This is a genomic window from Streptomyces sp. NPDC048295 (assembly GCF_040652135.1).
In the GTDB taxonomy this organism is placed as follows: Bacteria; Actinomycetota; Actinomycetes; order Streptomycetales; family Streptomycetaceae; genus Streptomyces.
Map to the genome: position 1 here is coordinate 1 of NZ_JBEZLL010000017.1, position 22,118 is coordinate 22,118.

The 22,118-nt window shown below is 70.8% G+C and carries 17 protein-coding genes; 2 read left to right on the forward strand and 15 right to left on the reverse strand.

Annotated elements, in window-relative coordinates:
- Positions 1–147: 147 nt before the first annotated feature.
- The 4 genes from AB0D53_RS24095 to AB0D53_RS24110 are packed head-to-tail and all read right to left on the reverse strand — an operon-like array spanning position 148 to position 3,890.
- Entirely contained in the window at positions 148–813 is a 666-nt protein-coding gene (locus tag AB0D53_RS24095; RefSeq protein WP_362449874.1) for a response regulator transcription factor, read from the reverse strand.
- On the reverse strand, positions 810–2,090 hold the full coding sequence (locus AB0D53_RS24100; protein WP_362450239.1) for a histidine kinase: 1,281 nt from the start codon (positions 2,088–2,090) through the stop codon (positions 810–812). The genes AB0D53_RS24095 and AB0D53_RS24100 overlap by 4 nt, the downstream gene beginning before the upstream one ends.
- A 46-nt stretch (positions 2,091–2,136) precedes the next feature.
- Positions 2,137–2,955 carry an ABC transporter permease subunit gene (locus AB0D53_RS24105; protein WP_362449876.1) on the reverse strand — a complete coding sequence of 273 codons (819 nt, stop codon included), beginning with the start codon at positions 2,953–2,955 and terminating at the stop codon, positions 2,137–2,139.
- Positions 2,952–3,890, reverse strand: a complete 939-nt coding sequence (locus AB0D53_RS24110) for an ATP-binding cassette domain-containing protein (protein ID WP_362449878.1) — start codon at positions 3,888–3,890, stop codon at positions 2,952–2,954. Before AB0D53_RS24110 ends, AB0D53_RS24105 begins: the two co-directional genes overlap by 4 nt.
- Before the next feature lie 150 nt (positions 3,891–4,040).
- On the opposite strand from AB0D53_RS24110, the gene AB0D53_RS24115 reads away from it, so the two are divergent.
- On the forward strand, positions 4,041–4,607 hold the full coding sequence (locus tag AB0D53_RS24115) for a GNAT family N-acetyltransferase (protein WP_329814487.1): 567 nt from the start codon (positions 4,041–4,043) through the stop codon (positions 4,605–4,607).
- Here the strand turns inward: AB0D53_RS24115 and AB0D53_RS24120 are convergent.
- The 8 genes from AB0D53_RS24120 to AB0D53_RS24155 form a co-directional block, all read right to left on the reverse strand.
- Complete coding sequence (locus AB0D53_RS24120; protein ID WP_362449881.1) at positions 4,599–6,167, reverse strand: type VI secretion protein; 1,569 nt, start codon at positions 6,165–6,167, stop codon at positions 4,599–4,601. The genes AB0D53_RS24115 and AB0D53_RS24120 overlap by 9 nt on opposite strands.
- 1 nt (position 6,168) lies before the next feature.
- Positions 6,169–7,587, reverse strand: coding sequence for an ATP-binding protein (locus AB0D53_RS24125; protein ID WP_362449883.1), 1,419 nt, complete (start codon positions 7,585–7,587; stop codon positions 6,169–6,171).
- A gap of 52 nt (positions 7,588–7,639) precedes the next feature.
- On the reverse strand, positions 7,640–9,190 hold the full coding sequence (locus tag AB0D53_RS24130) for an SCO6880 family protein (protein WP_362449887.1): 1,551 nt from the start codon (positions 9,188–9,190) through the stop codon (positions 7,640–7,642).
- The gene (locus tag AB0D53_RS24135; RefSeq protein ID WP_362449889.1) at positions 9,187–10,545 is read right to left on the reverse strand and encodes a hypothetical protein; all 1,359 of its coding nucleotides are present in this window, start codon (positions 10,543–10,545) and stop codon (positions 9,187–9,189) included. Before AB0D53_RS24135 ends, AB0D53_RS24130 begins: the two co-directional genes overlap by 4 nt.
- The gene (locus AB0D53_RS24140; protein WP_362449891.1) at positions 10,535–11,404 is read right to left on the reverse strand and encodes a hypothetical protein; all 870 of its coding nucleotides are present in this window, start codon (positions 11,402–11,404) and stop codon (positions 10,535–10,537) included. Before AB0D53_RS24140 ends, AB0D53_RS24135 begins: the two co-directional genes overlap by 11 nt.
- 179 nt (positions 11,405–11,583) lie before the next feature.
- Positions 11,584–11,892: a hypothetical protein gene (locus AB0D53_RS24145; RefSeq protein ID WP_018101695.1), complete on the reverse strand. Its 309-nt coding sequence runs from the start codon at positions 11,890–11,892 to the stop codon at positions 11,584–11,586.
- A 303-nt stretch (positions 11,893–12,195) separates the two neighbouring features.
- Complete coding sequence (locus AB0D53_RS24150; protein ID WP_362449893.1) at positions 12,196–12,822, reverse strand: DUF402 domain-containing protein; 627 nt, start codon at positions 12,820–12,822, stop codon at positions 12,196–12,198.
- Positions 12,823–12,913: 91 nt separating this feature from the next.
- On the reverse strand, positions 12,914–13,348 hold the full coding sequence (locus tag AB0D53_RS24155) for a hypothetical protein (protein ID WP_362449895.1): 435 nt from the start codon (positions 13,346–13,348) through the stop codon (positions 12,914–12,916).
- Positions 13,349–13,524: 176 nt separating this feature from the next.
- Between AB0D53_RS24155 and AB0D53_RS24160 the strand changes: the two genes are divergently transcribed.
- Complete coding sequence (locus AB0D53_RS24160; RefSeq protein WP_362449897.1) at positions 13,525–17,622, forward strand: hypothetical protein; 4,098 nt, start codon at positions 13,525–13,527, stop codon at positions 17,620–17,622.
- 209 nt (positions 17,623–17,831) lie between these two features.
- Here the strand turns inward: AB0D53_RS24160 and AB0D53_RS24165 are convergent, their stop codons facing one another.
- Genes AB0D53_RS24165 through AB0D53_RS24175 form a run of 3 tightly spaced genes read right to left on the reverse strand, consistent with a single transcriptional unit; the run spans position 17,832 to position 21,925 of the window.
- Positions 17,832–18,692, reverse strand: coding sequence for an immunity 49 family protein (locus AB0D53_RS24165; protein ID WP_362449899.1), 861 nt, complete (start codon positions 18,690–18,692; stop codon positions 17,832–17,834).
- Positions 18,693–18,710: 18 nt separating this feature from the next.
- A complete protein-coding gene (locus AB0D53_RS24170; protein WP_362449901.1) occupies positions 18,711–21,503 on the reverse strand; it encodes a hypothetical protein in 2,793 nt (930 codons plus the stop codon).
- Positions 21,500–21,925: a DUF6507 family protein gene (locus AB0D53_RS24175; protein ID WP_362449903.1), complete on the reverse strand. Its 426-nt coding sequence runs from the start codon at positions 21,923–21,925 to the stop codon at positions 21,500–21,502. The genes AB0D53_RS24170 and AB0D53_RS24175 overlap by 4 nt, the downstream gene beginning before the upstream one ends.
- Positions 21,926–22,118 lie beyond the last annotated feature (193 nt).

Genomic DNA, 22,118 nt, shown 5'->3' on the forward strand with positions numbered 1-22,118 from the left:
ACTGCAGGGGGGACCCTGTGGGAGAGTAGGACGCCGCCGAACTCCTTTTACGGGAAAGCCCCGTGCCCTTGTGGCACGGGGCTTTTCTGCGTTTACAGACATGTACCGGTCGCCCAGAAGACCGGTGCCTCCCGTTCTGCTGTGTTCTCAGGCGGCCGTGACCAGGTGGGTGTCATAGGCCAGGATGACCGCCTGGACGCGGTCACGGGATCCGGTCTTCGCGAGGATGCGCGTGACATGTGTCTTCACCGTCGACTCGGCGAGGTGGAGACGTTCGGCGATCTCCGTGTTGGACCAGCCCCGGCCGATGACGGTGAGGATTTCTCTCTCCCGCTCGGTGAGGGAAGCGATGCGTGCGTCCAGGGTGGCGGGGCCGCCGGGAACGGTCGGGAGATGCTGGACGTACGCGTCCAGCAGGCGGCGGGTGAGGCTGGGGGCCACCACCGCGTCGCCGCAGGCCACGGCACGGATGCCGGAAAGGAGTTCCTCCGGCAGCGCGTCCTTGATGAGGAAGCCGCTGGCGCCGGCGCGGAGGCCGTCGTACGCGTACCGGTCGAGGTCGAAGGTCGTGACGATGAGGACGCGGGTGCGGGCACCGGTCCTGACGATGCGGCGGGTGGCCTCGATGCCGTCCAGGAGCGGCATGCGGATGTCCATCAGCGCTACATCCGGGCGATGTTGCTGAACGAGGCTCAGGGCTTCGACGCCGTTGCCGGCCTCACCCACGACGGTCATGTCGTCCTGGCTCTCCAACAGCATGCGGAAGCCGAAGCGTTGCATCGGCTGGTCGTCCGCGATGAGCACGGTCGTCACGAGGGTGTGTCCTCCAGAGGAAGTCGGAGTCGTACCTGCCAGCCGCCCACGGAAGCGGATTCCGGCAGTGGGCCCGCGTCGAGCGTGCCGTCGTACAGGGACGCCCGCTCACGCATTCCGGTGATCCCCTGTCCGCCGCTCCCGGGACCGCGACGGCCGGTGGTGCCCGTGTCCGTGATCAGGGCCTCCAGTTCCGTCGGCCGGTAGGTCAGGGTGACCTCCGCGGTCGGTGACGGGTCCGTGCCGCCGTGCTTCAGGGTATTCGTCAGGGCCTCCTGCACCACCCGGTAGACCGTCAACTGCCGCCCCGCGGTGGGCGGGGCGGCCGGGGGCGTGCCGTGGGTGCGCAGGCGTACGGGGAGGCCCGCCGTCCGTACGCCGGTGAGGAGTTCGTCCATGTCGTCCAGGGTCGGCTGCGGGGCGCGGTCCGCCTCGGCGGGATGGTCGCGCAGGACGCCGAGCAGACGGCGGAGTTCGGTGAGGGCCTGGCGGCCCGTCGTGCCGATGGCCTCCAGGGCCTGGGCGGCCCGTTCCGGGCTCTTGGCCGCCGCGTAGGCGCCGCCGTCCGCGAGGCCCGTGATGACGGACAGGTTGTGGCCGATGATGTCGTGCATCTCCCGGGCGATGCGGGTCCGTTCGGCGGCGGCCGCGAGCCGGGCCTGCTGGTCGCGTTCCAGCTCCAGCCGGCGGGCCCGGTCGACGAGGGCTTCCGTGTACTCCTTGCGCGTACGGACCACGATCCCCAGCAGTGCCGAGAGCGCGAACGCCCAGAGGTGGGGGACGACCAGCGGGTCCCAGCTGTGCGGGCGGTGCACCGCGCCGGCCACCAGCGGGGCGGCCACCAGGGCACCCGCCCACGCCAGCGCCCTTCCGGGCAGCCGCAGCGCGATGTTGAAGACGACGATCTCCTGCAGGAAGGCGGCCTGGATGACGGCGCCGGACCAGGCGTTCACCAGGGAGACCGGTGCCATGAACGCCAGCACGGCCGCCGGATGGGTGCGCCGCCACAGCAGCGGGACGGAGAACGCCACGCTCATCAGCAGGACCAGCGTCCCGGACACGTTCGGATCGAGGGCCACGGTGCGCCAGCCGCCCGAGGTGACGTCGAGTACGGCGAAGAGCACCCAGGAGCCGGTCAGCAGCCCGTTCCAGACCAAGGGGCGGCGCAGATCGAATGCGCGGACGCGCTGGAGCAGGCGCTGGAGATGCCCGGTGATCCGGGTGGTGCCGGGAGTGATGTCCGGGCCGGGGGCCTTCGCTGCCGGAGCCCGGCTCATGTCGTCGTCCGTCACGCGTCCATCCTCGCCGTCGGCCGCCGTCGGGTCACGCGTCGCGTCGGCGCAGCAGCACGGCGGCCGCGCCCAGGCTCGCCGCGGCCCACAGGCACAGGGCCAGCAGGGCGCCGCCCGTGGAGACATCGCCTTCGAGCGGGGTGGCCGAACCGAGGACGCCGGCCGCCTGGGTCGGGAAGTACCTGATGGCGCGCTCCACCGCGTCGTACGGGAGCATGGACAGGACCTCGGGCAGGATCAGTACGCCGCCGATGTAGGCGCCGATGGCCCCCGGCACGGAGCGGAACAGGGCGCCGAGTCCGAGTGCGACCAGGCTGAGCAGGGTGATGCCCGCGGAGTTGCCGACGATCGCGCCGAACACGCCCGGGTCACCGAGCGAGGCCGCCTGGTCGGTGTCGTGGAGGAAGAACTGTGCGACGAGGAAGGTGACCAGGGCGGTGGTGAGCATCGCGGCGAAGACCGTGGCGGCGAAGACCGCCGCCTTCGCCCACAGGACCGGGAGTCTGCGGGGGACCGCGGCGAGCGAGGCGCGGATCAGGCCCGTCGAGTACTCGCCCGCGGTGACCAGGATGCCCAGGACCACGGTGCACAGGGTGCTGAGCACCGAGCCGTAGAGGACCAGGACCACGGTGTCGATGTCGGAGTCGCCGCCGTCGCTGGTGTACGTCGTGCCCATGACCACACCGACGGCGAGCATCAGGACGGCCGCCGACCCCAGGGTGATCCAGGAGGAGCGCAGGGAGCGGAGTTTGTGCCACTCGGAGCGCAGGACCCGGGCGGTGGTGACCCGGTACGGGTGCTGCTGTGCCGGGTGCGTCCGGCGGTCGGGGTGGGCGGCTGCGGTGCTCATGCGAGGGCTCCGGTCGGTTCGGCGGCGGTGATCCGGTACTCGACCGACTCCTGGGTCAGGTCCATGAAGGCCTGCTCCAGGGAGGCGGTACGCGGCGTGAGTTCGTACAGCGGGATGGCGTGGGCGGCGGCCGTGCGGCCGATGTGTGCCGCGTCCGTACCGCGGATGTCCAGCTCGTCGGGGGAGGCGGACCGGTCGGTGGTGATGTCGATGCCGGGGCCGGTGAGGAGGGCGCGCAGGGCGTCGGCCTGCGGGGTGACGACCTTGACCGAGGCGCCACCGGCCGTGGCGACGAATTCGGTGACCGTGGTGTCGGCGAGGAGCCGGCCGCGCCCGATGATGATCAGGTGGTCGGCGGTGAGCGCCGTCTCGCTCATCAGGTGCGAGGAGACCAGGACCGTACGTCCTTGTCGTGCCAGGGATCTGAGGAGGTTGCGGATCCACAGCACGCCCTCCGGGTCGAGGCCGTTGACGGGCTCGTCCAGGATGAGGGTCGCCGGGTCGCCGAGGAGCGCGGCTGCGATGCCGAGCCGTTGGCCCATGCCGAGCGAGAAGCCCTTGACGCGTCTGTGGGCGACCGCGGTCAGCCCTGCCAGGTCGAGTACGTGCTCGACGCGGTCGCGCGGGATGCCACGGGTGTGGGCGAGCGCCATGAGGTGGTTGAAGGCGGTGCGGCCGGGGTGGACGGAGCGGGCCTCCAGGAGCGCGCCGACCTCGGTGAGCGGTGCGCTGTGGGCGGTGTATGCCCGCCCGCCGATGGTGGAGCGGCCCCGGGTGGGCGCGTCCAGGCCGAGCAGCATGCGCATCGTCGTCGACTTCCCGGCGCCGTTGGGGCCGAGGAATCCGGTGACGGTGCCGGGCCGGACCGTGAAGTCGAGGTCCTGGACGACGGTGTTGTCCCCGTATTTCTTGGTGAGTTCGTATGCCCTGATCATGTGGTCGACGCTACGGAGCGGGCTCGCGGCCGGCGTCGGACCTGGGGCGGGACGTGGCGGTGCGCGTAGTACCGGGGTACGACGTCACGTGGTCGCGCGGTGCGGGAAATGGTGTTGGCGCAGGTCGGACGGTAGGGGCAGGATCGGTGGATGGAACATGTGATTCGAGCCGTGCGTGCCGACGAGTGGCCCCTGGTGAAGGAGTTGCGGCTGGCCGCGCTGCGGGATCCGGTCGCGCCCGTGGCCTTTCTGGAGACGTACGAGCAGGGCGCGGCCCATTCCGACGCGTTCTGGCAGGACCGGGCGCTCGGCGCGTCCGAGGCCGGGAGCGGTGAGGTGCGGCAGTTCGTCGCCGTCGCGCCGGACGGGCGGTGGGACGGCGGTGTCACCGTGCTGATCGAGCGGCCGGACGCGGAAGTGCGGTTCGGGGAGGCCGCGGGCGTCCACCAGGCGCATGTGGTCGGCGTGTACGTGCGGCCGGAGGCGCGGGGCGCGGGTCTGGCGGAGGAGCTGTTCCGGGCCGGGACGGAGTGGGCCTGGTCGTCGGCGGAGCCGCGGATCGAGCGGGTGCGGCTGTATGTGCACGAGGACAACGCGCGGGCGGCGGCGTTCTACCGGCGGATCGGGTTCGCGGCGACCGGGGGCTCGGTGCCCGTGCCGGGCGACCCGTCCGCGCGGGAGATCGAGTACGCGGTGGAGCGCGTTCCGTCAGGGTGAGGCGGGGAGCTCCTGGGACCAGCGGGCGCGGGCCTGCTCCTGGGAGCGGAGGAGCGCCAGGGCGGGCAGCCCCGTGTCCTGGCCCGTCGCCAGCAGTTCCGGGAGCCGGGGGAGGGGCGCCACCGCGGCGACGTCGTCGAGCACCAGCGTCATTGGTGGGTCGAGCCGGCCGGCGGATGACCGTGCGGCCATGCGGCGGCCGTGCTCGACCACGTGTGAGGCCAGTGCCGTGAGCAGGGGCATGGCTCCTGGTCCCGAGCGGGGGTCCTCGATCGGTTCACCGACCACATAGAGGGTGCCCCCTTCGGCCGCGAAAGATTCCAGCGCGAGCGAATCGGCCCGGTTCGGTGTGCAGGCCTCGCGGATGTGGACCGAGGACAGCGCGCCGAAGGCTCGTACCGTCAACTCCTGTGCCATTTCGCGTCGTTCGGGATGTGCGGTCAGTGCCGACTCCAGCAGCCCGGCGAGTCCGGAGGCCGCCTTGGGGTGGGTACGGAGCAGGCGCACGGGTTCGTGGGCGCTGCCGCCGAGTGCCCAGCGGTGGACCTGGCGGAAGGGTCGGCCGTCGATGGCGGCGGCGTGCAGCCAGCACCGCAGGAGTGTTTCCGCGGTGTCGGCGGTCGCCGCGTCCATACGGGCCTGCGGCCGGACCGGGGCCAGGAGCGCGGTGGAGCGGGCGGCGGCGGTGTCGGGCTGTTCGCAGCCCGCGGTGGGGGACCAGTGCAGGCGGGCCGGGGTGTCGCAGAGGTGGCCGGGGTCGTAGACGAGAACCGGGCCGAGCTTGGCGCGGGCGTCCTTCGTCTCGCCCCAGACGGTGGGGTCGGAGGTGACGACGAGCGCGGGGCCGCCGGCTTCGAGGATGGCCTGGACGACGGTGGGGCGACGCGTCGCGGCCGGTCCGTAGATGACGAGGGGGGCGCGGGGGGAGGGGAACGAGGGAGACGCGGGAGACGCGGGGAGGACGGGGGCGGGGGCCGCCGCTCCGGTTTCGACCTCGGTTACGACTCCGGGTCGGACTCCGGTTCCGGTCCCGGGATCGGCTTCGATGGGGGCGGTGGTCTCGGCCGGTGTGCGTTCCATGGGGGCGGTCGCGGTCGCAGCCAGGGGCTCGGCGGCGGGCGGTTGTGCCTGGCGGTGGGGTTGCCGCTGCCGGGGCGGTACGGGAACGTCCCCGTCGCCGTCCTCGTACCGCTGGTTCCGCTGCCGCGCCCGTACCTCCCGCCAGCGGGCCACCACGCCCAGCGCGAACACCGTCAGCACCACCAGCACCATCAGCTCGCCGATGAACAGGCCCCAGAAGAGCCCGTACCCGGACAGTTCGCCTGCCGGGGTGTTCGGCCAGGCGGCCGGGAGGTCGTGCGGTGCGGTGACGAGGCGGCGTATCGACAGGGGTGTCTCGGCGAGCGTGACCCCTTCCGGCCAGGCGCCGTGCGCGAACAGCCCGGCCAGACCGGTGGCCGTCCACGCCAGCAGCGTCAGTCCGAGCAGGAAGGCCAGCAGCCCGATCAGCAGGCCGTCCGGGATACCGCCGCCGGTACGTTCCTCAGCGCGCCCCGCCATGTCATGCCACCGTTGACTCGGACGACTCGTTCAGCCGTTGTTGGTGCTCGATCCGTGCGGCGCGCTCCTCCGCCTCCAGGTCCGCGGCGCGTACGTCCTCGGGGAGGAGCTCGGCGGTGGAGGACTCGGTCATCGCGCGGTCGGTGAAGACCAGGGGGCGCTCCGCCTCGGTGATCAGGTGTTTGACCACCTGGACGTTGCCGTTGACGTCCCAGACCGCGATGCCCGGGGTGAGCGTCGGGATGATCTCGACCGCCCATCGGGGCAGGCCGAGCACGCGCCCCGTCGCTCTGGCCTCGTCGGCCTTCTGGGCGTAGATCGTGCGGGTCGACGCCATCTTGAGGATCGCCGCGGCCTCGCGGGCCGCCGCTCCGTCGACGACGTCGCTGAGGTGGTGGACGACGGCCACGAACGACAGGCCGAGCCGGCGGCCGAACTTCAGCAGGCGCTGGAAGAGCTGTGCCACGAAGGGCGAGTTGATGATGTGCCAGGCCTCTTCCACCAGGAAGATGCGCTTCTTCCGGTCGGGCCTGATCCAGGTGTGCTCCAGCCAGACTCCGACGATCGCCATCAGGATCGGCATCGCGATCGAGTTGCGGTCGATGTGCGAGAGGTCGAAGACGATCAGCGGGGCGTCGAGGTCGATGCCGACGCTGGTCGGTCCGTCGAACATGCCGCGCAGGTCACCGTCGACCAGCCGGTCCAGGACGAGGGCGACGTCCAGGCCCCAGGCCCGTACGTCGTCTATGTCGACGTTCATCGCCTCGGCGGACTCGGGCTCGGGGTGGCGGAGCTGGTCGACGATGTCGGTCAGGACCGGCTGCCGGTCGGTGATCGAGTCGTTGACGTACGCGTGGGCGACCTTCAGCGCGAAGCCGGACCGCTCGTCCAGGCCGTGCCCCATCGCGACCTCGATGATCGTGCGGAGCAGCGCGAGCTGGCCGGTGGTGGTGATCGAGGGGTCGAGCGGGTTGAGCCGGATGCCGCCGTTGAGGGCGGCGGTCGGGTCGAGGCGGATCGGGGTGAGGCCGAGCTCCTGGGCGATGAGGTTCCACTCGCCGACGCCGTCCTCGCCCTGGGCGTCCAGGACGACGACCTGGCGGTCGCGGAAGCGGAGCTGGCGGAGCACGTACGTCTTCTCCAGCGCGGACTTGCCGTTGCCGGACTCGCCGAGCACCAGCCAGTGCGGGGCGGGCAGCTGCTGCCCGTACAGCTGGAAGGGGTCGTAGATGTAGCCCTTGCCGGAGTAGACCTCGCGGCCGATGATCACGCCGGAATCGCCGAGGCCGGGGGCGGCGGTGGGCAGATAGACGGCCTGGGCCTGTCCCGTGGACGTGCGGACGGGCAGCCTGGTCGTCTCCACCTTCCCGAAGAGGAAGGCGGTGAAGGCGTCCGACAGCGCGGACAGCGGATCTCGCATGGCGTGACCGACCTCCCTTTCGGTTCTCTCGGTTGTCTCGGTCGCTGTGCCGTCAGCGGCGGATGCCGGTGGCGAACGGCAGGGTGTTCACGAAGGCGCGGTGGTGCTCGCGGTCGCACCACTCCAGCTTGAGATACGACTTGCCGGCCGAGGCCCGGATCGTCCGCTTGTCGCGGGCGAGGGCCTCCGGCGAGCGCGACGACACGGTGATGTACCCCACGAGATTCACGCCCGCCGCGCCGCTCGCGAGATCTTCACCCCGCTGGTCGAGGCGGCCGTGCGCGGCGATGTCGCGCGGGTCGACGGTGCGGTTCATCTTGGCCTGACGGCTGGCTTCCGCCTCGTCGTTGGTCTTCTCGGTGAGCATCCGCTCGATGGCGACCTCGGTGGGTTCGAGGTCCATGCAGACCGCGACCGTACGGATCACATCGGGGGTGTGGACGAGGAGCGGGGCCAGGAAGTTGACGCCGACGGGGGTCATCGGCCATTCCTTCACCCAGGCCGTGGAGTGGCACCAGGGGGCGCGGGTGACCGACTCGCGGGTCTTGGCCTTGAGGAACGTGGGCTCGACCGCGTCGAGTTCGGCCGGCCAGGCGTTGCGCTTGGTCATGGCCTGGATGTGGTCGATGGGGTGGTCGGGGTCGTACATCGAGTGCACGAGGGAGGCGAGCCGGCTCTGGCCGAGCGGCTGGCGGACCCGGATGTCGGCCTCGGCGAGGCGGGCGCAGATGTCGGTGAGCTCGCGTGCCATGACGACGGCGAGGCCCGCGTCCCGGTCGAGCCTGCGGCCGGCCTGGGGGCGGGCGGCACGGGCCATGGCGTTGGCCTCGGCGGCCAGCTCGCGGGTGTAGTGCATGCAGGCCACGAGGTAGGCGCGGTGCTGCTCGCTGGAGGTGGAGACCATGGACTGGAGCTGGTCGTACGAATCCTGGAGCCAGCCCGGGGAGGTCTTGTCGCCGCGCTGGGCGACGTCCTTGGCGTGCGCGTCGGGGTCGGCGGGCAGGGTGCGGGCCAGCATCTGGATGCGGGTCACGAAGCCGTCCCCGTTGGCGACGTGCTTCAGCAGCGTGCCGAACCGGTCGACCAGGGCCTCCTGGTCCTCGCTGTCGCGCAGCCCGACGCCGGGACCCTCGATCTCGATCGCGGCGGTGACGGTGCGGCGGTCGGCGTGCAGGAGCACGGCGATCTCGTCCGGGCCGAAGGGGGCGGCGAGCCAGTTGATCCGGCCGATGCCGGGGGGCGGTCCGATCTCGACCTCGCGCCCATCGGCGCCGACGCCCGCCTCCATGGCGCCGGAGCGGTAGGTCGTACCGCGGCGCAGGGAGCGCTTGTAGCTGCGGTTGATCTCGAACCATTTGTAGAAGGTGCGGTGTTTGTACGGGACGTACACGATCGCCAGGGCGAGCAGGGGGAAGCCCACGAGCAGCACGATCCGCGGGCCCAGGTAGGGGACGGCCAGGCCGCTCATCATGCCGAGGAACGCGCCGACGATGATCAGGGCGATCTCGCCGGTCTCGCGGTTCTTGCCGACGATCGCGTTCGGCCGGGCGCGGCCGATGAGATACGTACGGCGGGGCGCGATCGTGTGGGACGGAGTCGTCAACGCCCTCCACCTCCCGTGCTGTTGTTACCTGAACTGCCTGATCCGCCACCTCGGTGGGAGCGGCTGCCGTGGGGGGTGCCGGAGGTCGGCCCCGATCCGCCGCGCGGTGGAGGCGCGGGAGAGGGGACGGATCCGCTTCCGCCGGGGTTGCGGGAGCTGTGCGCGGCGACACCGCCGCTGACCGCGTTGGGGGGCCTGCCTCCGCCGTTGCCACCGTCGCCGCCGCTCTGGCCGCCGCGGCTGCTGTGGGTCTTGATGCCCTGGGAGACGAGGGCGGCGGGGGAACTGACCAGCGCGGCGGCCTGGGAGCCGTCGGTGGCCTGCTTGCGGTTGGTGCGGGCGCCCTGGATCTCGTCGCCGAAGCCGGGGACGAACCGGTAGATCATCGCGGAGGCGAAGATCGCCAGCAGGATGATGGCGAGACCGGACACGACGGCGGAGAAGGCGTTCGGCCCGTCGTTCTGGGAGAGCGCACCGGCCAGCCCCAGGACGACGACGATGACCGGCTTCACCATGATCACCGCGATCATGATGCCTGCCCAGCGCCGGACGTGGCCCCACATGTTCTTGTCGACGAGCCCCGCGTAGACGACGGTGCCGAGCAGGGCGCCGACGTAGAGCAGGGCGGCACGGATGACGAGCTCCAGCCAGAGGACGCCCGCGGCGAGGATCGACACGAGCGAGACGACGATCAGCATGATCGGTCCGCCGCCGATGTCGGAGCCCTTCTTGAGGGCTTCGGCGAACGACCCGAAGAAGACGTCGCTCTGCCCGCCGGAGGACGTGGCGATGACATCGGTGACGCCGTCGGTCGCGGAGACCACCGTGTAGAGGATCAGCGGGGTGAACGCGGAGGCGAGGACCGTCAGCCAGAGGAACCCGACGGCCTCGGAGATCGCGGTGGTCAGCGGCACACCACGGATCGCCCGCTTGGCCACGGCGAGCAGCCACAGGACGAGCGTCAGGACGGTGGAGGCGGCGAAGACGATCGCGTACTGCTGGAGGAACTTGGTGTTCGTGAAGTCGACGTTCGCGGTGCCCTTCACGGCCTCGCTGAGCTTGCCGACGATCCATGCGGCGGCGTCGGCGCAGCCGCGGGCGAGGGAGGTGAGGGGGTCCTGGGAGCTGTCGAGGGTGGAGGGCGGGCTTTTGGAAGAGCCGGCGTCGCCTCTTTCGCAGTAGTCCTTGGCGAGCCCGACGATGAGGTCGCAGGCGTCGTCGCTCTTGCTGGGGGATGGTGTGGGCGACGGGGAAGGGGCTGCGGCGGCCTGCGAAGCCAGCAGGACCACTGTGGCCGGCAGGCTGCCGAGGATCGCCAGGAAGGGGCGCGCGCTCGGGTGGTGGCTAGCGGGCATAGGTGAAGCCTCCGTATCCCTGAACCGCACCAGCGATCTCGTCCGCGGTCGATGCCCTGTTGTCGCCGTTGACGGGCGTGGGGCCCTCGGTCTGGCTCGACGACTCGATGCGCCAGTCGCCCCCGACCCATCTGAGCTTCTCGGAAATGGTGAACCACGTTGCGGTGACAGGCTTAGTGGAGCCCTGCCCGGCCATTCCGACGAGACCTGTGCACCAGACTTCGACAGTGGCTGTGTCGTCGCCCTTCTCGACCACCTTCGTGCCGACCGGGACCGTCCGGGAGACGAAGGCCAGGCCACTGGGGGTGGTGCCGTCCTCGTTGAGACCGACGTTCTTGAGGAAGTCCGGCGAGTAGGCCTTCGTCAGGGCGGCCAGCAGATTGTCCACGACGGCCGGGTCGTGGGTGGACTGAATGATGCTCCGCCGAGTGTCTGTGTTGAACATTTCGGCGGACCCCAGCGCCACCGCGTAGTTGGACGCCGCGCTCTGCGCCCCCTGCTCGTCGTGGGCGAACCCTGACGGGATCGACCCGTTCTTCCCCGTCACCGGCTTCGTTCCCGTAGCAGCCGTGGACGACGACTCCGGCTTGCTCCCCCTGCTCCCCGAGCCGTCGCCGTCTTTCCCGGTGCCCCCACCCATGTTCGCGAACGCGATAGCCGCGATCAGGAGGACGACCACGCCGACCACCGTGACCAGGGAGCGGGACGTGCGGGCGGGGCGGCGGGGGGCGCCGTAGCCGTCGCCGCCTCCGCCGTCGGGGAGGCGGGTACGGGTCTGGCGCGTACCGCCGATGGTGCTGTATGCATCGTCGTTACGACCTGAGTCGTTGCCGTAGCCGCTCTCGTCGCCGTGGCTCATGCCGCGTACGCCCCCTCAACCGTTGCCTGAACCGGGTAGTACGACGGTAGCCGTGCGGGTTTCCGCGCGGGCGCGGTGTGGTGACTCGACATCAGGGAGACGCAACCTCTGCCGGTGGGCACGACGGACGGATGGTGTGGGAGTGGGCGGGACTGCCCCTGGCGTGGAATGACAGCCGGTCAGACGGCCATTCCGTAGACGATGGTGAACAGGGTTCCGAGGGACCCGATGATGAACACACCGGTCAGACCGGCAACGATCAGCCCCTTGCCCTGCTCCGCGCTGAATGTGTCGCGCAGTGCCGTCGCGCCGATGCGCTGCTTCGCCGCACCCCAGACCGCGATGCCGAGGCAGAGCAGGATGGCGATGGCCATCACGACCTCGATCATTACGCGGGCCTCGTTGCCCAAGGTCCCGAACGGCCCCCAGTTCGGGGCGATTCCGCCGATGATGGTGGTGATGTCGCCCTTTTCAGCTGCCAGGATCATGTAAGTCACCGCCCCTGTTGGGTAGTTCATTGCCCCTGCCAGACGGCACGGGTCGCTCTCTATCTTCGCTGATGAAACTGCTCTCGTACGACGGCTTGACAGCTCTCTTTACCCGGATCTCGCACATTTGGCCGGTCCGGCCGCCCTGACCTGCAGATCGAAATGGGGTGTGACCGAATATGTATGGTCACTCTGTGTATCACGGGGTGTGACCCCGGGCAATGATTGCCATCCCGCCACCCTGGCCGAGAATTTTGCACATGCCCTGGTCAGCGTGGCGATCCTGGTCGGAGCGGGCGGCGGTCAGAGCAGTGGGTGGCGGGGAACGGGCGGCCGGGGCGGTGTTGTCCAGGTGGGCGGTGGCCGGAAATCGCACCAGGTGCCGTCGAAGGGAAACGTTCCGGCCTCGGCAAGTCGGACAACCGAGGTGCCCTCGTCCCGGATCGCGGACGCCTCGTCGGCCGTCCAGTAGACGGGATGGCCGGTTTTCGCGGCGAAGGACTCCTCGTCCTTCCACTTCCAGGTCCGGTCCGGTGCCACGTTGATGTCGAGTTCGTGGTCGGTGATGTCGATGTCGTCACCGTGATGGATCCGGCGCTCCAGATTTACGTACCAGCCGCGGAACTTCCGTCCACGTCCGAAGAGCCAGAGGACCGCGTGGGCGGCGTCGGCCGGCTGGTAGAAGAGCGCGTTGCCCATCGGCCATCGGCCGGCGACCACCGGGTAGCCCCCGGCGGGACGGTCGTCCGGTGCGATGTCCCGCAGATGTCTCCCGCGCGGAAGCTTCGTGCGCCACATCGGTGTGCCGCTCTCCATCCACACCAGCTGGCCGGCGTCGGTGCGCTCGACGAGGCGTACGGGCACCGACGCGCTCAGGTGGCCGCCGATGAAGAAGTTCCAGCGGAGGATCCTGCCCGGCTCGTCGTTCATGCCGTTGATCATGCCCGCGCCGCGCCGACCGGACACGTTGTCCGATCACTTGACCCGGAGTCACCTAGCAGGAGTAGAACGTGCTTGCGCCTCAGTCGGCGACGATGCCCCGGGCCTCAAGGATTTCGGCCTTGAACGGGATGCCCGGGCCGCAATCGCGGGTGCCCACGACCCGCCGCAGGTTCGGCAGCAGGTCGAGGTCGTCGAGCGAGCCCACGTCGAACAGCTCGTCCTCGCCGTCCCAGACCGGAGAGCACTCGTAGTACACCTGGTGCCCGCCGTCGACGAGGAGGCTGTCCACCGTCGCGAGCAGTTCCTCACTGATCTCCAGAGCCTCGAAGTGGGCGCGGGCCTCTTCGAGCACCGTGTAGGCGAGGTCGTTGTCGAACGCGTAGAGCTGTGCGTCGCCGATTCCCTTGGCGCTCAGACATTCGTCGATGCTGAAGGCCGGGGTCAGCGTCTTGTCCTGGTACATGAGCTTCTCGATGACCAGCAGCTTGAAGTTGAAGTCGCGGAAAGCGGGCATGGCGGGGACCCTACACAGGCCCTCCGACAACAGGCCCTCCGACAACAGGCCCTCCGACATCGGGCTCTCCGACAACGGACCCTCCGGCTACGGATCGGTCGACAACAGGTCCGTCGACAACAGGTCGGTCGGCGAGGGGCGGTTCGTTGTCAGTACCGCCTGCCAGACTCGTACACATGACCAGCAGCACCGGAACTCCCGTTCCGCTCCCGGCCAATCACCGTATCTCCGAGACGTACGTCGACTGGGCGCGCGCCCGGGTCCCCGGTGCCGAGGCCGGTGCCCGTGACGTGCTGGAGCAGGCGGACCGGGGCCGGCACAGGGCCTGGGAGAAGCCGGGGCGGTTCGTGGACGACGCGGGGCGCCTGGCCCGGGGGCTGCCGGCCGCTCATCTGCCGTGGTTCTGGGACACCATCGGCCACTGGATGCTGGAGACGCACCGCCGCTCCGCCGCCCGTGCGTATGCGAACGCGCGCGCTGCGGAGCGGACCCACGGGCTGCCCGTCGACTCCGACTGGCGGTGGGCGAACCTTCAGCTGTTCGCCCGCTTCGGCGCGCTTCCCGCCACCGAGCTGGGCGGCGCCCCGGCCTGGCTGGCCGAGGTGTTCGAACCGGGCCACGCGCACCGCGAGTTCGTACGGCTGCTCGCCGTCTGGGCCGCGTCGCCGGGCGAGCTCCCCGCCGATCTGGCCCGCCGGGTCCGGGATTCCGCGCGTGCGGCCGGTCTCGGCGCCGGCGAGGAGGCGCGGGCGCTGGGCGAGGTGCTCGCCTCCGCCTGCGGAAAGGCCGTGCCGGACCGGCTGCTCGACGCGGCGCTCGGCCCGCTCGCCGCTCATCCGCCGGCCGACGACCGGGCCACCGCCCTGCTCGACCTGTTTCCCGAATCGAAGAACGACGCGGCCGCCTGGCTGCGGCTGCTCCTCGGCTGCGGGGTCGCCGACGCCGCCGCGGCCGGCCGGATCATCCCGGAGGGCGGCCTCGGCGAGTGGCTGCGGCGGTACGCCACCCAGTACTCCCATCGCAGGTCCGGCGGCGGGGTGTGCCGCCAGGCCATGCCCGCCGAGCTGTTCGACCTGGTCGCCCGGTTCGCGCCGCTGCTGAAGGAGGACGGCACTCCGGTCCGGCTCCACGAGGACCGCTACCGGTGGCCGCATCTGGACGCCGACCTGCTCGATGTCTGCCTCGCCGAGGGGATCCCCGTCCACGACCCCGGCCCCACCATCTCCCTGGAGTTCTGGGACAAGGAAGCGCGGCGCGACCTCAGGGCCCTCGCCGCCGACCCGGTGTTCGGTTCCCGGCTCGAAGGCACGGTGCACGCCGGGCTCCGGTCCGGCGGCGGTTCCGCCATCAGCCGGCTCCCGCACAATCCGGGCATCGCGGCCGAGGTGCACGGCCGGATCGAAAAGCTCCTCGACGCGCTGCGCGGCGGCGGGCTCGCCGCCGCCGACGAGGCCGTCGAGGAGCTGCACGGCCTCCTCGACCGGCCCACCGCCATCGCACTGGACGGCATCGAGGAGGCTCTCGAAGCGCTGGACCTCACCGGCCCGCTGGCCCGCGCCCTGCGTTCCGGCCTGCCCGAGGAGCTGGGCTGGGCCGCCCTGGAGGAGGCCCTCGCCGAATTCCGGCCGGACGAGACGGTGCACACCACCTGCACCTGGCCGGTGCTCACGGTGTACGGGGAGACCCGCGCGTTCGCCGTCGACCACGAAGGACGGCGTGGCGAGCACACCCTGGAGCTGCCGGAGGGCGCCGGCCGTCCCACGGTGCACTGGGTCGGCGGCCAGTTCCTCGTCGCCTGGACAGGCTCGGGCGACGAGAACGGGGTCAGTACGGCGTACTGGTCCGCCAGCCCCGCCGACACGTTCGAACCGGAGCAGTCGTACGGGCTGCGCCCCTACGGTGGCAGCATCCAGGGCGGCCTCGGCTACCAGTTCCAGACCCCGGACGGCGGCGGCCGGTTCGACGGCGAGCACGTCCTGCGCCCCGGCGACACCGCGGGCATCGGACACCGCGACTACCAGATGCACGACGGCCGGGACTTCTGGAGCACCGAGGTGTTCAGCGAGGACCGGGGCAGCAGGGGATGGGCCCGACTGGACCCCGCCACCGGTGTGCCCACCGCCGACCGCACCCTGCCCGACTTCCACCACTCCGACGCGTTCCCGGACGGCCTCAGGCCCTTCCCCGACCACCGCATCCTCGCCGAACTGCCGCCCGGCGCCCCGCCGTCCCCGCTCGGCCAGGACGGCCGCCTCACCGGCTGCCGGGTCCTCTACCGGACCCCGTACGCGGGCCCCTCGCCCCGCGCGTTCGTGCTGGAGTCCGCCGACGGCCGTACCGCGTCCTACCGCACCACCGTCTGGGGCCGCCGCCCCTGGGGCATTCTCGCCATGCCGGCCGGTGGTGAGGACGCCGTCGTGGTCGGCAGCACCACCGTCCGCTGCCATGCCGCCGAGGACAACTCGCTGCTGTGGCAGGTCCGGGGCTTCCCCGGCAGCCGCCACCGCGGACCGGTCCGGGCCACCCTCGGCGAGCAGGCCGGGCCCGTACCGCCGCCCGCCTTCTGGCACTTCCTCACCCCGCGCGACGAGCCCTCCTCCCGCACTCTGCGCGCGGTCACCGACGCGGCGGTACGCGAGCTGCTGTCGTCCGGTGCCGAGGACGCACTGCCCGGGGTGGCCGATCCCCGGATCCGGCAGGGCGTCGCGCGCGCCGCCGGTCTCGCCGCCGATGTGCTGCGACGCCGCGAGGAGCTGTCGCACCGGGTGGCCGTCATGCGCGCCGGACCGGTCGTCGAGCTGCCCGACCCGGTGCCCGACACGCGGCTCGTCCCGGCCCTGCACGGCCTGCTGGCCCAACTGCGGGGCTACGAGGAACGGCCGCCGCAGCCGCATCCAGCCCTCCTCACCGCGGTGGCCGCCGACGGCCGGTATCTGCGCGGCGAGATCGACGACGAGGTACGGGTGCTCGCCCCGCCCGCCCCGCCGTCCGAATGGGAGGTACTGACCGGCCGGACCGATGCCGTGGCCTGGCGGGCCGCCGTCGCCGCCACCCCGGACGAGCACCGGCAGGCACTGACCGCGCTGCTCGATGTGTGGAGCCGTCAGCCGTTCGCGGTACGGGGCACCACCTGGCGTACCGGCCGTGCTCCCGAGCCCGCGATCGCCGAACTCCGCGCGTCCGGCGTCCCGGTGGTCTACGGCCCGGTCCGCAGCGACCTCGTCCCCTTCCTCCAGCGCGCCAACGACCCGGCGCCCGCCGATCCCGAGGAGTGCGAGACCCGCACCGTCACGGGCGACGAGACCACCCGGATCCCGCGCCTGCTCGCCCTCCTCGCCGAACGGGGCCCGCTGCCGGTGCCCGAGGAGGCCGTGGACCTGTTCCGGTGGCGTACGGGGGTGCCGCGCGCCATCGCCGCCCTGGTCCTCGACGGTTTCGCAGGCAGCGACGACTACGCGGTCCACCTCAAGCTGTGCCGCGCCAAGCCGTACAAGGCCGACCGGTCCCTGGTGCACGAGTACGAGGTCGCGCGGATGAACCTCCGCCCCGAGGGCCGGCGCGCGGTGCTCGCCGCCGCCGTCCCCGCCGACCCGGCGGACCTCTGGGCTCCCGGCGGGATGGCCGCCGCCGCGGACCGGATGGCCGCCGAATGGGCCGAACGGCTCGCGGTCACCGCGTACGCCGACGACGGCAGCCATGCCGCCGCGCTGGCCAAGGACCACGGCCTGCCCGGGACCTGGGCCACCGCCCTGCTCACCGGACGCCTGGCGGAAGCGCCGCTGGACGCCGAGGGGATACGGTCCGCCGTCACCGCCCTCACCTGGGCGTTCACCGAGCGACCGGTGGGCGACCCGGCCGCGGAGGGCGCCCGCGCCCTGCTCGACCGGCTCACGGACGTCCCCGCCGACCAGCTCACGGCCCTGCGCGCGCTGGCGGACCGCTCGGCGGCCACCCCGGTCCCGCCGGGCCAGTACGAGGCCAACCCGCTCTTCAGCGTGCCGGCCCTGGTGGACGAGGTGGCCGTGTCTCTCGGTGTCGGCCGTGACGCGGCGGCGCTCCACCTCCAGCTGCACGCCTTCGACCGCCCGGCGGACCGTACCGTACGCCGCTGGAACACCTGGACCCTCGACCACCACCGCGCCGTCCGCAAGGAACTCACCGCGGCGAAGGCCCCGCGCCCCGCGTCGACGACCCCGGCTGCCGCAGTCCCGCCACCCGCGCACGAACGGTTCGCACGCACCTGGGCGGAGGCCGGATCGCCTGCTCGGCCATGACGGCCCGCCCGGCGCCGTCCCCGCCGACATCGCTGGTCAACTCGCAGGCTCGCAGCGAGGCGTCGAGGCCGTGCGCCATGCCTGGGCGCCCCGCTCGACGAAAAGGCATCCGTCGGCCGCCCGGATCCGGCTCCGCGGCGTCTCCGTGTTCCCCGTGGGGAAGGCAGGACGGGGAGCGGCCGAGTCCACTGCGTCGCTCCTTCTGGGGGCTACGCGTCGAATTCGCCGCGCCACGCGAAGTCCAGCAGGGCGTTCGGCAGGTAGCCGGACTCGACCTCGATCGGAATGCCGTTGGCCTTCGCCAGGCACGCCACTGCCAACGGGGCGATGGCCACGACCCCTTCGATGGTCTGGGCGCGGTCCTCGTTGGCGGTCCAGTACTCCTTGTGCCAGCGCAGGGCGTCGTTCAGCGCCTCGTTGAAGCCCGCGGAGTCGTTGCGCAGGTAGCGGTAGAACATCATGATCGGCGGGTACTCCAGCTTGCCCATGGTCTCGGCGTCGAGGATGTGGGTGGCCTCGGGAGCACTCAGGTCCACGGCCCGCACCAGGTGCTGGCTGACGTCGTCACGCCGCAGCCAGAAGCTCTGGAGGGTCTCCACCCAGGAGTAGACGTACTCGTCCAACACGCCACCGCAGTCGCGCAGCAGCGACAAGGGCACTCGCGCCAGCATGTCGAGGCGGGCCGTCTCCCGGCAGATCAGAGCCAGGAAGAAGGCGTTGAGCCAGGTCCCCGCATTGAGGTAGAACTGCGGACCGGTGGGTGCGAGATGCCGCTCCTCCTGACGGATTTTGCAGGTCACCGTCTCCTGGTCGGTGGACGCGGCCGCGAAGACCGCCGAGTACACCTGCATGGCCAACAGCCAGGACTCCCAGGTCTCCAGCATCACTGCATCAGGGTCCCCGACACAACGGATGCGCGCTACGTTCAGGGATGTCGTCAACGACGCACTCCTGGCGCCATGCGAGGTCTCGATGGTCTGCAGTGAACCGGCCAGGGACTTCTCCATGACGGGGACGACCGCCTCCATCGCAACCGTCGGATAGCTCTGCCGGGACACGCTCGTGACCACTGATCTCCCCTGTCGGATTCAGATCTTGAAGTATTCGAGGACCGCTCCAGCGTACGTACCCTTGCCCTCGACGGCCTTCACCATTGCATACTCCAGGTTTCCGATATCGAGTGCTGGCCTCAGCTCGGCCGCCAGATCGGCATTGGTCCATTTCCTCCCTGTGCTGTCGGTCACCGAAAGCGCAGGGCGGGCTTCCATTTCAGCGATGATGGTCTCCAGGTAGTGCCTGGTGCCTTGCTTCACCATCAAGTTCAGGGCGGCACCCTTGCCCCTGCGCCAGATGAGTCCCGAACCCGGCGCCTTCGCCTCGATAATCAAGAGCTTGCCGTCCGGCCGCCGGTACAACTGGTCGAACATGTTGGCGCCGTTGGGTGTCTTCGGTAGAGGCTGTTCCACCGCGTCCTTGAACCGCTCGGGCACCACGTGCAGCCGCGCGGCGTCCTCGCCCAGACGCTCGGAGTAACCGCTGTTGTTGGACGTCTGATCGTCGAAGTGATCAATGAACCGGTTCCGGGCACGCTCTACTTCCGCCAGCGTCTGCTCGGTCGGAGCGGCCTTGTGCGCACGCTCGGCGTTGGACAGGTCCACGGAGACCTTGCGGTCCTTCGCGACATCGTCGAAGTGGTCGATCTGGTCGACCGGGGTGCTCCCGCGGGCCAGTGGGTCACGACCGTACTTGGTTTCCGACGGGGCCGAGGGCAAGTCGTGCTTGGAGATCCAGGACCCGTCGCTGTCCTTCGCGAGGATGGGCAGGTCGACCCCATCGATCTGGGTGTGGATGCTGTGGCGATGGCCGTCCGACCGGTAGTACAGGTCGAACCAGGACTTGTCTGGGTCGTTCGCTCGCCGGACGAATTCGTCCTGCTTGACCTTGATCTCCTCGGAGGTCGGTTGCCGACTGCCCGATGGGTGCGCCGACTGCGCCGCATCACCCGCGCCATGCGCCGCGCCGCCCTGGCCACCTGAGCCCTGAGTCTCCCGGAGGTGGGCGTTGCCGCCCGTGGATGGAGGCTCGTGGTGACCACCGCCGCGGGGGCCGTCCGTGCCGGAAGGGCCGTCACCGTGGCCGGTACCCGAGGGGCCGTCGGGGTGGCTGCCTCCCGTGGAGGGGGTCTGGTCGCCCCGGTGCAGCGGGTCGTTGCCGTGGCCGCCGCCGCGGGCGGTGTTGTCCAGGTTGTTCGTGGGCATGTGGTCGCCCGCATGGCCACCGGAGGTGTGGCCACCCGGGGTGCCGTCGCCCCTGCGGAGCGGATCGGAGATGTCGGAGCCCAGGCGGATCGCGTCGTCGCCGCGGCCGCCGACGCCTACCAGTTCGTGCTCCGGGACCCCGACCGTGGCCGGGGAGTCCACGTTCGGGGCGTCGACGCGCGGGATGTCCGCGCCCGCGTCCGGCTTGCCCGTCGGGGCGTCCTTCGCGTGGTGGGTGATCGTGCCGTCCGCGTCGTAGATGTTGCCCTTGGGGTCCATGAACTGCGACGGGCCGTCCACCGGCAGCTTCATCGTGCCCGGCGGAAGGGCAGTGGTGCCCGCGGGGAGCCTGATGTTGCCGTCGGGGAGCTTGATCGCCCCGTCCGGGACGGCCGAGCTCGGCGGGAGATGGATCGTTCCGTCGGGGAGGCGGACGGCACCTTCGGGGAGAGCGATCGCACCGTCCACGTCGATGCTCGGAACCTCGAACTTGCCCATGCCCTTCAGCCCGGCCATCACGTCGCTGATCTTCGACAGTCCCGCGCCCGCGCCCTTGAAGACGTAGGTCATGGGGTCGACGATCCGGCCGGCCTTGCCTGCGAAGGACAGGGCCTTGGCCGCCATGCCGGCCTTGCCCGCGCCCGCTGCCGCGCTGCCGGTGCCGCCGGTGAAGACGGTGGTCAGCACGTTGAAGGTGACCGCTCCGGCGGCGCGGGAGGGGTTGCTGCCCCATTGGTCCCACGCCACGAGCGCCTTGCCGGTCTCCTTCATCGCGGTGCGCGAGTCCCTTACCCAGGAAGGGAGTTTGTCGTCGGGCAGTGCCCAGAAGACTGCGTTCACACCAGGGGTGATGGCGATCGTCACTCCGGTGGCGAGTTTGGCCAGACCGGTCCATGCCTGTTTCGTGGCGTCCCAGCCGTCGACGCCGACCAAGGTGCCCAGGCCCTTGATCGTGCCCCAGACGCCGTCGACGAGGAAGCCCTTGCCGAAGTCGTAGGCGTGCTCCCACACCTGCCACCAGGGTGTCGACTCCTCGACGGCCTCTCCCCAGGGCAGGCTCTTCGCCTGCTTGAGGGTTTCGGCGTCGTACCCGTAGGTGCCCTTCTTGCCGGAGCCGTCACCGGTTTTCAGGGCCGTGCCGCCGACCAGGGCGACGATTTTGGCATGACAGGCCCGTTCCACCTCCTGGAACGCGGCCCAGGCCTCGGCTATCTCGCCACGGCGCCGGTTGTTCTCCTCGACCAGGTCACCGTCCTCGCGCCACTTGTCGTCGCCGTCGACCTTGACCCGGAAGGCGACGGCGTCCCGCTTCAGTTCCTTGAGCTTCTCCACCAGCGGAAACGCGTCGTCCGAGTAGGTGCCCAGTGCACCGGCGATGACGCACAGGTCCGAACTCAACGTGAGACCGGTCGCCGCGACCGGGGAGGTCGTCGCGAACAACTGCTCCGCCTCGGGAGCCTTGTAGAAGGCACTCAGCCCGCCGAAGCTGCTGTGCACATCCCCGGCAGCCGTCGCGATCGCGGCCCCGTGGCCCGACAGCGCCGTCACCTTCGTGTCGAGCAGCGCCAGATCACCGGTGAAGACCGGTATGCCGACCGGATCGACCGGCCCGGGGCCGCTCATGGTCGGTTCCCGGTGTGGCGCAGGAGATCCAGACGCACGGCCCGTGCGGCGTTCTGCGCGTGCTCGGCCGCCTCCATATCGCCCCGGCAGTACGCGTTCGTGGCCTCCACCGCACCCAGCACCGAGGCCTCGGTGCGCTCGGCCATGGACCGGAAGTCCTTGTCGCGTTCGGTCAGGTACTCGCCCAGGGCCGCGGCCACCGGACCCATCGCCGCGCGTGACAGCGGGGCCTGCCCCACAGCCACCGGGCCCTGCAGAGGCGTGGCCGCCTGCGCACCCGGCACCGCCGTACCCGCAGCCTGCGCAGCCTCCGACACTGTCGCCATGAGCGCCGTCAGGGCCTTCTGCAGATCACCGGCATGCGTACCGACCACCCTCAACTGCCCCTGCACACCTTGCGGCCGGATGTCCCACCCCACCACGAAAAGTCCCCCTTGTTGCGCCGTGCTGAAGCCGGCCGATGACCCGCTCCAACGCCACAGCAGCTGACCCAGAACGGTGCGAACGACTGTTCGCGTGATCATCCCTATCAATCGGGCATCACTGGCGCAATCAGCAATTCGTCAATCGGCCGCTGCTGGGGCACTCATGACGTGGCGCTATGTGCCGATGACA

What these genes read in the sequence shown, in the direction of transcription:
- AB0D53_RS24155 (WP_362449895.1), bottom strand. Translation starts at nt 13,348, where the DNA reads ATGCCCGCTTTCCGCGACTTCAACTTCAAGCTGCTGGTCATCGAGAAG.
- AB0D53_RS24105 (WP_362449876.1), bottom strand. Translation starts at nt 2,955, where the DNA reads ATGAGCACCGCAGCCGCCCACCCCGACCGCCGGACGCACCCGGCACAG.
- AB0D53_RS24170 (WP_362449901.1), bottom strand. Translation starts at nt 21,503, where the DNA reads ATGAGCGGCCCCGGGCCGGTCGATCCGGTCGGCATACCGGTCTTCACC.
- AB0D53_RS24160 (WP_362449897.1), top strand. Translation starts at nt 13,525, where the DNA reads ATGACCAGCAGCACCGGAACTCCCGTTCCGCTCCCGGCCAATCACCGT.
- AB0D53_RS24135 (WP_362449889.1), bottom strand. Translation starts at nt 10,545, where the DNA reads ATGCCCGCTAGCCACCACCCGAGCGCGCGCCCCTTCCTGGCGATCCTC.
- AB0D53_RS24125 (WP_362449883.1), bottom strand. Translation starts at nt 7,587, where the DNA reads ATGCGAGATCCGCTGTCCGCGCTGTCGGACGCCTTCACCGCCTTCCTC.
- AB0D53_RS24145 (WP_018101695.1), bottom strand. Translation starts at nt 11,892, where the DNA reads ATGATCCTGGCAGCTGAAAAGGGCGACATCACCACCATCATCGGCGGA.
- AB0D53_RS24115 (WP_329814487.1), top strand. Translation starts at nt 4,041, where the DNA reads ATGGAACATGTGATTCGAGCCGTGCGTGCCGACGAGTGGCCCCTGGTG.
- AB0D53_RS24140 (WP_362449891.1), bottom strand. Translation starts at nt 11,404, where the DNA reads ATGAGCCACGGCGACGAGAGCGGCTACGGCAACGACTCAGGTCGTAAC.
- AB0D53_RS24120 (WP_362449881.1), bottom strand. Translation starts at nt 6,167, where the DNA reads ATGGCGGGGCGCGCTGAGGAACGTACCGGCGGCGGTATCCCGGACGGC.
- AB0D53_RS24100 (WP_362450239.1), bottom strand. Translation starts at nt 2,090, where the DNA reads ATGAGCCGGGCTCCGGCAGCGAAGGCCCCCGGCCCGGACATCACTCCC.
- AB0D53_RS24110 (WP_362449878.1), bottom strand. Translation starts at nt 3,890, where the DNA reads ATGATCAGGGCATACGAACTCACCAAGAAATACGGGGACAACACCGTC.
- AB0D53_RS24150 (WP_362449893.1), bottom strand. Translation starts at nt 12,822, where the DNA reads ATGAACGACGAGCCGGGCAGGATCCTCCGCTGGAACTTCTTCATCGGC.